We start from the raw sequence: 8,761 nt of genomic DNA, 5'->3' as shown, positions 1-8,761 counted from the left end.
GTCGTAAGGGCTTTTCTCCACCTTCTATTCCTGCTGTTTCTTGACTCTTGTTTTTAGGGGGAAGTGAAAAGTTACCAAGAGTTTGCACAACTTATTAGAGGTTCTCAATTAATAGTCGTGGATGGAGCATACCACGAATGGAGCATTTTCTTAGTAGATAAATTTACAGATATAGTATTTAATTTTCTTGACGAAATCACAGCCAGGAAATAGATAAAAAAGATGTTAATGGATAAATTGTTCTACATTGATTGGCAAAAAATCTTTGTTCCCAGCATTTCTATTGCTGAATTAATTGTTCGCGGCTCACTGGTTTACCTAGCGCTGTTCTTGGTTCTACGCATTATGCCCAGCCGCCAACTAGGAACGCTAGGAATAGCCGATTTACTCGTAGTCGTACTATTTGCTGAAGCGGCACAAAACGCTATGGCAAGCAATTATACATCAATTACAGAAGGAGCGATTTTAGTAGGAACTGTAATTTTTTGGAGTTACTTTCTCAACTGGTTAGGCTATAAAGTTAAGCGCTTTGAGCGCTTCCTCAATCCTCCTCCGCTACTGTTAGTTAGGAATGGACAAATGATTGAGCGTCATATGAAACAGGGACTACTTACAGAGGATGAATTGATGAGTAAGTTACGCTCCTCTGGTGTGGAATATATTTCTGAAGTGAAAAAGGCATATATGGAGGCTGACGGTAGCATTAGTGTGATCTCTTTTGAATCAAAAACCAATTCAGATCCTAAACAAAAAGCAAATGTGTAGAGACGCGCTCATTTGAGCCAGCGTGCATGTTGTCGAGTTTCCCACTGTCACGGCGACTGGCGTCGCGTCTCTACAGGGGAAGAATTTAGGTATGAAATATCACGCTCACCAAGGGTAAGAATGCGAAGAGGAAGCCATTCCAAGACGGTAATTGAGCTTCGGCAGTTGGTTGTGGTGGTGATAATAAAGCGTCTATCCTTTGTTCTAAACGATCGCCACTAGCCCCCAAGGCAGCACACATTGTTTCCGGATGTACGTGCATGTTACTTACCACCAACAACAGAGATTCTGCTAGCAGCAGGGGATCTACCTGAGTTGCTGCGTGAGCGTCGGCGCGTAATTCTCGCAAAACTAACAACTCTTGCCACAAAGCGTCTGTATTTGGCAACCAAGCTGTACAGGTACGCACCCAACCCAGCCAGAAAAACCAGAAAGTATCTCGGTAATGGTAATGCCCTTCTTCATGTGCCAATACCGTTTCTAATTGCTCTGGAGATAGAGTTTGTAGCAATCCCTCAGACACGATTAGTTGGGGTTGCCAAAAACCAATTTGCCCTGCAAATAGTGCGCTTGTGTCTAGCAATCTTACTTGTCTATCTGCTAGATATACAAGCGGACAGTTTTGGGTAGATTTAACTGACTGCCATCCCGACCAAGCATGTTTAATACATAAAATGAGAAAAAAAGCAAGACAAAATAATGCCAAAACATAACTAAACCAGCCAGTCTGCCAACCACTCATTTTACCTTGGGGTCCCATGCACAAAACGGCTATGGCTGTCATAAAAATTAGCAAGGGGGGAAAGAGAAATAAAAAGAGCGCTCGCCGCCACCGCTGATTCCAACTGCCCAAGGAATCATTCCCAGAGGATCTCAATCCCCAAGCAACAGCTAAAGTAGTCAAAATCATGATCAAATGCATTATTGTTCCTCCCTAGCTTGACGTGCGGCTTGAATACGCTTAGCGATCGCTTGAATTTGCTCAGAAGCAGCTTCATCTAAACTATCAGCAAAAGCAGCGATCACATCTGGGTTGCCCACAGCCAAAAAGCGATGTAATTGTTCGTGTGCCTTAATTACCTCTGCCTGCTGCTTGGTAACTAATGCTCGCCAGTAAAAGGCTCGCGCTTTTTTGTCACAAGCAAGCCAACCTTTTTCTGTCAAACGGCGCAGCACAGTAGTGACAGAAGTATAAGCTAGTTCCCGGTTAGGATCTTTAAGAATGCGGTCATGTACATCCTTAACTGTAACGGAACCAAGTTCCCAGATGATATGCAAAATTTCTGCTTCCAACGGACCTAAAGAAAGTTGTTTGGGACGATACTCAGGTAAAGGAGCCATAAAGATTGTGGATTTTAGATTTGGGATTACAGTTTTGTTGGTGACACTAAGTAGTTAAAATGGTTGTCGTCGATACTAATTCAGGTGTATCCAAGGCGTGAAGCTATTCGTTTACCATACTCCAGAATTGACTCCCACAGATCAAATGCCAGATTGTGCGATCGCTGTCGATGTACTGCGAGCCACTACCACAATGGCAACAGTCTTGGCTGCAGGTGGAGAAGCCGTCCAAGTTTTTAGCGATTTAGATCAACTCATGCAAGTGAGCGAATCTTGGTTACCCGACAAACGCTTACGAGCCGGAGAGCGGGGAGGTGGAACAGTTCCTGGCTTTGACATGGGAAATTCTCCCCTCGACTGCACACCAGAGCGCGTACAGGGAAGACGTTTATTTATCAGCACTACCAACGGTACTCGTGCATTACAACGAGTGCAAAATGCCAAAAAAGTGCTTGCCGCCGCGTTTATTAACCGTGCCGCAGTAGTAAATTACGTTTTGCAACAACAACCAGAAACTGTGTGGATAGTTGGTTCAGGTTGGGAAGGAAGCTTTTCCTTAGAAGACACCGCTTGTGCAGGTGCGATCGCCCACAGTATTATACAGCAAACCAATGCTTCACTAGATGTTGCGGGTAACGATGAGGTATTTGGTGCGATCGCGCTTTACTCTCAATGGCAAGATAATTTACTGGGACTTTTCCATCATGCCAGTCATGGTAAACGCTTATTGCGTCTAAATTGTCTCGAAGATCTGAAATATTGTTCCCAAATCGATATTTTAGATGTCTTGCCCATGCAGCATGAACCAGGAGTTTTGAAAAGTAAAAAGTAAAGGCACAGGGCAGAAGGCAGAAGGCAGAAGGCAGAGGAAAAAAATTATATCTCCTGACTCCTGACTCCTGACTCCTGACTCCTGACTCTTATCTCCCATTAATTGATACCCCTGCTAAATAGCCGCTAGTCCATGCGCTTTGGAAGTTAAAGCCACCAGTTACACCATCTATATCTAAAATTTCTCCGGCAAAGTAAAGATTTGGAACTATTTTACTTTCCATCGTCTTAAAATTGACTTCTTTAAGATTGACACCGCCACAGGTGACAAATTCTTCCTTAAAGACTCCTTTGCCGTTAATTAAGTATTGTCCTTGGGTAATTTCTTGTAGTAATTGATTTAATTTTTTATTCGATAATTCTGCCCAACGTTCCACAGTAATTTCTACACGAGCAAGAATGAATTGCCATAAACGGTGGGGTAAGTCAACGCCGCGATGTAGTGCTACAGGTTTTTTTGCCCATTCATTCTTAACAGAAAACAATTTCTGCCGCACTTCTTCTTGCTTAAGTTCTGGCAACCAATTAATATGTAAGGTAGCTTGATAGTGGTTTGAGTGCAATACTCTCGCACCCCAAGCAGAAAGTTTTAGTACGGCAGGACCACTTAAACCCCAATGGGTAATTAGTAATGGTCCTGTTTGTTCTAAGGTAGAGCCTGGTACAATTAGACGTAACCGTACAGGGTTAACGCTAATGCCAGCCAACTTTGTTAATTTTTCCTCACCAATATTAAAGGTAAATAAAGATGGGACAGTTGGTTCAATTGTATGGCCCAACTCTCTAGCTATTTTATACCCAATCGGATTGCTACCTGTGGCGAGGATGAGGCGATCGCATTCCAGTATTTCACCTGATTTAATGGTAACCTGGTAGAGACGTTCCGGCGGAACGTCTCTAAGTGTGACGGAAACCACTGGTGTTCCTGTACGCAATTCTACCCCTAATGATGATGCTGCATTCATTAGGCAGTCTACAATAGTTTCCGAACTATCTGTAGTTGGAAACATTCTGCCATCAGCTTCAGTCTTGAGTTGAACACCGTGTGTGGCAAACCAACTCACAGTATCCTTAGCTTGAAAGCGTGTAAAAGCACCTAAAAGAGCTTTTCCACCTCTAGGATAATTTTGTACTAATTGTGATGGATCAAAACAAGCGTGAGTAACATTACAACGCCCACCACCACTCACAAGAACTTTAGCCAGTGGTTGACGACTAGCTTCGAGAATCGTAACAGAAGCTTGGGGGTTTGTAGCAGCTGATATCGCCGCAAAAAAACCAGCAGCACCACCCCCAATCACAATAACTTTTAGAGGTTGCAAGAGATTAAGAACTTCGATTAATTGGCAGTGTTTTCTCTTCCACACTAGCAATTTTTTCACTGAGCGGGTTCAAATTGATCTTTTGTTGCCCCGCAAACAGGGCATACCCAATCATCTGGTATTTCTTCAAACGGAGTTCCTGGTGCTATTCCGCTATCGGGATCGCCCACTTCTGGGTCATACTCATAACCACAGATGGTACATGTATATTGAGACATCTTCTGTACTCCTGATGAAATAGTTACAGTAGGTGGGCATTGCCCACCCGACAATTACTGAACACTTGTTAGAGGTACTCCCAACCATCCGGCAAAGTTCTCCTGCTGCAATGAAGTTGGCTTGATGACAGGTTTTAATTGATACTTACTCAACTGTGGTGCAGCTAAGGGGATGGTATAGGTTCTCAGTTCGTCTTGGTGGAAAATTGTGAGTTGGATTCTATCACCTGGTTGATAATCTTTCAAGCGATCGCACAATTGATTTGCTATTACTTTTATACCATCAATAGCTAGCAATTCATCTCCTGGGTCAATGCCTGCTAGTTGTGCAGGTGAACCCGCCTCGACAAACTTAATTACCTCGCGATTATTTTCCGTACATACTTTGATTCCCAAGTATACTTGTTCTTCTGCTTCTGCTACTAATTGCAAACCAAACGGCTCCAAGTACTGGTGAAAAGGTAACTCCTCAGTACCATCAATGTAGCGTTTAAAGAAATCATTTAAATTACATCCAGCTACTGATTCAATAATTTCCTGTAACTGTTGTGGAGTGTAACCAATTTCGTCTTTACCAAATTTTTGCCAGGTTTTGAACATAATATCATCGAGCGATCGCTGATTTTTATGGCGCGAGCGAATCAGCAAATCCAACAACAGCGATACTATCTCTCCTTTAAGATAGTAGGACATTTGCGAATTACCGCTGTTAGCATCTTGACGATACAGCTTAATCCAAGCATCAAAACTAGATTCGGAAAGTGATTGTACTTTTCGACCAGGTGTAATCATATACCTGGTAATATCTTTACTGAAATGATTGAGCATTGTTTGAGCATTGTAAATGCCTGCTCGTAAAGGAATGAGCAAATCGTAGTAACTGGTTGTACCCTCACAAAACCATAGTGATGGTGTATAATTTTCACAATCGTAGTCAAACACTTCTAGTGCTGCTGGGCGAATACGCTTTACATTCCATAAGTGAAAGAATTCGTGTGCTACAAGTTGGATAAAGCGCTCATATTTGTCGCGATCGCGAAACCCAAATCGCTGATAAATTAAAGAACAGCTATTTTTATGTTCTAAACCACCATAAGCTTGGTAAAACAGATGCAGGATAAAAAGGTACTTTTCATACGGTAAGCCCCCAAACATCTGGGCTTCGACTTCGATAATTTTCTTAATGTCAGTAATCAACCGCTGCACTTGAAGATTACCTTGTCCCCAGATTGCCAATTCATGGGGTTTTCCCAATACTTCAAACTGATATAACTGGTGACAACCAATTTCAAAGGGGCTATCGACAAGGGTATCAAAATCTGTAGCGAAGAAAGTATTTTGTCCAGATGCTGGTAAAGCAGTAGTTACGTGCCAGTCTGGATGGGGCGGTACAACAGTAACTTGAATTGATTGCTTCTCCCAACCGGGCAGTCGGAAAAATAAAGCTGCACCATTAATATAACCGTGAGTGCCATCTAAATGATTTGTCCGCACTGATAAATCGTTAGCAAAAATGCGGTATTTTACAGTTACCTCCCCCGAGCCGCTTGTATGTACCTGCCAATGATTTTTACTAATTTTCTCCCAAGATAAAGGCGAGTGTTGGGAGAAAGCGGCAAAATCCTGCAAGTTTTTAGAGTATTCTCTGACTAAATAGGAACCAGGTGTCCAAACTGGCATTTTCAGATGGAGAATTGAAGATGGATAGCCGACGATGTGCAAAGTAACCTCAAACAGATGTGTTTCTGGTTGAGGCATTGCTACTCGGTAATGTATTTTTGGTACACTTTCCTGGAGACGGGTGTTAGGGAGAGGTACAGTTACTTCAGTCATCCGCAGTAGTATCTTAGTTGTTTTGAGTTAGTAGCCTAGTATATAGTCTATAATTCTCTCTCTACTACCAACTCATTACTCAAAAGTAATTAGACTTTGCCTGCCAAATTCATTAACTGTTTAAGATTGACTAAATGAACTACGCGATCGCTACTGTCAATTTTAATCCAACCTTTTTCAGATAGTTTAGATATAATTTTAGTCGTTTCCTCAACGCTAATTTCTGTAACATCTGCTAAATCTTTACAAGAAATATCAAAAATTTCCCTTCCTTGGGGAGTTTGGTGACCATAACTTTCGCCTAAACTAATTAAGGTATGGGCGAGTTTGACTGCGGGTGGTGAAGATCGCATTTGTAAGCGCACATTAATGTGTCGTAATCGTCGAACCATCAGTTGCAGCATCCGGTGATGTAACTGTGGATCTTTAAACAATATCTGAATAAAGCGCTCTCGGGAAATACTCAGTAACTTTACAGGCGAAAGAGCAATTACATCTGTTGAGCGTGGCGATTCATCTAAAATCGCCATTTCACCAAAAAAATCACCCCTACCTAAAATTGCTAAGGCAACAGAGTCTTCGCCTGCGGTACGTCGGACTTTTACCCAACCAGAAACTATGAAGTAGACTGCATTACCCCAAGCATCTTCCATCAAAACAGCTCGCTGGGGTGGGTATTCGTGTTCTGTTGCAACAGAGAGTAGCCATTCTAAAGTCGGGGGATTGGCTGTACTCATTAAAGGGAAAATTTCACTAAAAATCTCTGTCTGCATGACATATCCGCAAAAATCACAAGCGAAAGTAATGGTTTGCTAACATTTGTCTTTAAGCACCGAAATATTTTAAATATATTACGGTATTAAAATTTGCACATAATCAATCTCTACCTTTTGATGGTATTGTATTCATTACAACACACAAACCCGAAACTTGAAATCAGCGGTTTTACCGAAAAAAGGCATCCTGGAAAAACAAGTTTCCAGGATGCCTCAATGTTCAGCAAAAGTTGTTGCGAATTTCAAATTTGGCGTTATGGTAGGGTAGTTTCTGAACCTCCATTGAAAAACCTTCTACCTTCTGCCTCCTCCCTGCCTTCTTCAATTGGCGAAAAGTCTGTAAGTGCTTTAATTTGATTTTCTAAGTTGTATAATATTTGATTTAACGCGGCAAAAGCCTCTAGTTGCCCAGATTTTACTTCTTTGTTGAGTATAAGTCGTTGTTGTAGTTCGCGCAATTTATAGTTCAATTGCTGAGAAATGCTCAAAGCATCACGACTAATACGTGTCAACTGTTGCTGCTGGTAAAACTTTAATGCTGCTCCTCGTAGCACTTGTAATGTAGCTTGTTCACCATGCATTCCTGGCATCACTCTTATGCGTAATAATACGCGAGTTTTTTGGTATAAAAACTCCTTTTCTACCTGTTGTGGTTCTGCCACAGTAGCGATGGGTAAAGAAGCAAAGCGCTTAAATTCATTCAGTACTCCCTGAAAAATCGACAGCGGCAGTTTGTCGATGACTGACTGCAATACTCCATTTTCACTCCATAATATTCTGCCGTGATATGGTCTTCTTTCCAAGAATAATCGACCAATTCCCCCGACAAGAACTCTCCCTAGTAACTCCTCTAGCAGTTTTTTCGGTGGTAAAGTTGTTAATGTTTCAATTGTATTAGGTTGTTGTGGTGGTGGCAATTGCAAAACAGGTAGAGAGGTTGAAGAATCATCTATTGCTTGTTGTGGCGTAGAAGTTGACTGATTAAGTAGTGTATTTTTGTAACTAAGGTAAGCTGATAATAATTTGCGGTGAGTTTCGGCGGCGATCGCTTCGGTTAATATTGTGCAATTAGTATAGGACAAAATGCGACAAACATAGTTGAGCGCCGTATTGTCTTGTGGATTCACCATACCTAGCTGCAAGTTGTTGTCTTCTACTTTAAGAGGCAAAATCTGGTGGTAAAGGCACACTTCAAACGACAATATGCTCTCCATAAGCCGAAATATTTGCGCTGTATCCAATCCTTGCTTCCATTGAGAATCAGTAGACGACAGCAGTTGCTTACCAATTGCTTCGTTACTTAGTGGTTTGCCCTCTGAAGACAACATAAGTTTTAGTTGCTGAAATTTTTCTACTATCGTATTCTGCTTAGTAGTTAATTGGCTCTATTAAATTAATACTCTTAGGTTATTGACAATTTTAATATTATATGGTAAGCGCCCGGTCTAGTATATTCATTCTTTGTGGCTGTTGACAGTTAACACATAACAGTCAACAGTTAACAGCGCATTCAATTTGCCGTTCTCAAACTTTGAGCAAGCAAGTAGATCTTAGTCCATTCTCCGATCACTTGATGGGTTTTGAGTTTTAGCCCAGTTGCGATCGCATCTACGGTTTGAGATGCTTTGAGCATGGATAAAACCTGGCGTTGTGTAATCGTCAGTTTTTCCTGCAA

9 protein-coding genes are annotated in these 8,761 nt (G+C 41.7%); 2 read left to right on the top strand and 7 right to left on the bottom strand.

The annotated features are described in order from the left end of the window. Positions 1 to 228: 228 nt before the first annotated feature. Positions 229 to 765 (top strand): DUF421 domain-containing protein, encoded by a 537-nt coding sequence (locus tag ICL16_RS33990; RefSeq protein ID WP_190836004.1) that lies wholly within the window; start codon positions 229 to 231, stop codon positions 763 to 765. Between the two features lie 85 nt (positions 766 to 850). Here the strand turns inward: ICL16_RS33990 and ICL16_RS33985 are convergent, their stop codons facing one another. Together ICL16_RS33985 and ICL16_RS33980 are read right to left on the bottom strand one after the other, a co-directional pair. After that, positions 851 to 1,687, bottom strand: coding sequence for a M56 family metallopeptidase (locus ICL16_RS33985; protein WP_190836002.1), 837 nt, complete (start codon positions 1,685 to 1,687; stop codon positions 851 to 853). Then, complete coding sequence (locus tag ICL16_RS33980; RefSeq protein WP_190836001.1) at positions 1,687 to 2,106, bottom strand: BlaI/MecI/CopY family transcriptional regulator; 420 nt, start codon at positions 2,104 to 2,106, stop codon at positions 1,687 to 1,689. The genes ICL16_RS33985 and ICL16_RS33980 overlap by 1 nt, the downstream gene beginning before the upstream one ends. A 97-nt stretch (positions 2,107 to 2,203) precedes the next feature. Here ICL16_RS33980 and ICL16_RS33975 point away from each other — a divergent pair, with 97 nt between their 5' ends. Continuing rightward, positions 2,204 to 2,938 carry a 2-phosphosulfolactate phosphatase family protein gene (locus ICL16_RS33975; RefSeq protein ID WP_190836000.1) on the top strand — a complete coding sequence of 245 codons (735 nt, stop codon included), beginning with the start codon at positions 2,204 to 2,206 and terminating at the stop codon, positions 2,936 to 2,938. 88 nt (positions 2,939 to 3,026) lie between these two features. On the opposite strand, the gene ICL16_RS33970 is transcribed toward ICL16_RS33975, so the two are convergent. The 5 genes from ICL16_RS33970 to ICL16_RS33950 form a co-directional block, all read right to left on the bottom strand. Beyond that, positions 3,027 to 4,259, bottom strand: coding sequence for a BaiN/RdsA family NAD(P)/FAD-dependent oxidoreductase (locus ICL16_RS33970; protein ID WP_190836003.1), 1,233 nt, complete (start codon positions 4,257 to 4,259; stop codon positions 3,027 to 3,029). A gap of 56 nt (positions 4,260 to 4,315) precedes the next feature. Then, positions 4,316 to 4,477, bottom strand: coding sequence for a rubredoxin (gene rd / locus ICL16_RS33965; RefSeq protein ID WP_190835999.1), 162 nt, complete (start codon positions 4,475 to 4,477; stop codon positions 4,316 to 4,318). 54 nt (positions 4,478 to 4,531) lie between these two features. Further along, positions 4,532 to 6,310 (bottom strand): M61 family metallopeptidase, encoded by a 1,779-nt coding sequence (locus ICL16_RS33960; protein ID WP_190835998.1) that lies wholly within the window; start codon positions 6,308 to 6,310, stop codon positions 4,532 to 4,534. Positions 6,311 to 6,399: 89 nt separating this feature from the next. Beyond that, positions 6,400 to 7,083: a Crp/Fnr family transcriptional regulator gene (locus tag ICL16_RS33955; RefSeq protein WP_190835997.1), complete on the bottom strand. Its 684-nt coding sequence runs from the start codon at positions 7,081 to 7,083 to the stop codon at positions 6,400 to 6,402. 257 nt (positions 7,084 to 7,340) lie between these two features. After that, entirely contained in the window at positions 7,341 to 8,414 is a 1,074-nt protein-coding gene (locus tag ICL16_RS33950; protein ID WP_190835996.1) for an ATPase, T2SS/T4P/T4SS family, read from the bottom strand. Positions 8,415 to 8,761 lie beyond the last annotated feature (347 nt).

Origin of the sequence: Iningainema tapete BLCC-T55 (assembly GCF_014698965.1) — a bacterium.
GTDB lineage: Bacteria > Cyanobacteriota > Cyanobacteriia > Cyanobacteriales > Nostocaceae > Iningainema > Iningainema tapete.
Note: the sequence above shows the minus strand (reverse complement) of the source record. Positions and strands in the feature narration are given on the sequence as shown.

Excerpts from the sequence above, each read along its gene's own strand:
- ICL16_RS33990 (WP_190836004.1), top strand. The coding sequence starts at position 229 with ATGGATAAATTGTTCTACATTGATTGGCAAAAAATCTTTGTTCCCAGC.
- ICL16_RS33985 (WP_190836002.1), bottom strand. The coding sequence starts at position 1,687 with ATGCATTTGATCATGATTTTGACTACTTTAGCTGTTGCTTGGGGATTG.
- ICL16_RS33980 (WP_190836001.1), bottom strand. The coding sequence starts at position 2,106 with ATGGCTCCTTTACCTGAGTATCGTCCCAAACAACTTTCTTTAGGTCCG.
- rd (WP_190835999.1), bottom strand. The coding sequence starts at position 4,477 with ATGTCTCAATATACATGTACCATCTGTGGTTATGAGTATGACCCAGAA.
- ICL16_RS33960 (WP_190835998.1), bottom strand. The coding sequence starts at position 6,310 with ATGACTGAAGTAACTGTACCTCTCCCTAACACCCGTCTCCAGGAAAGT.
- ICL16_RS33955 (WP_190835997.1), bottom strand. The coding sequence starts at position 7,083 with ATGCAGACAGAGATTTTTAGTGAAATTTTCCCTTTAATGAGTACAGCC.
- ICL16_RS33950 (WP_190835996.1), bottom strand. The coding sequence starts at position 8,414 with ATGTTGTCTTCAGAGGGCAAACCACTAAGTAACGAAGCAATTGGTAAG.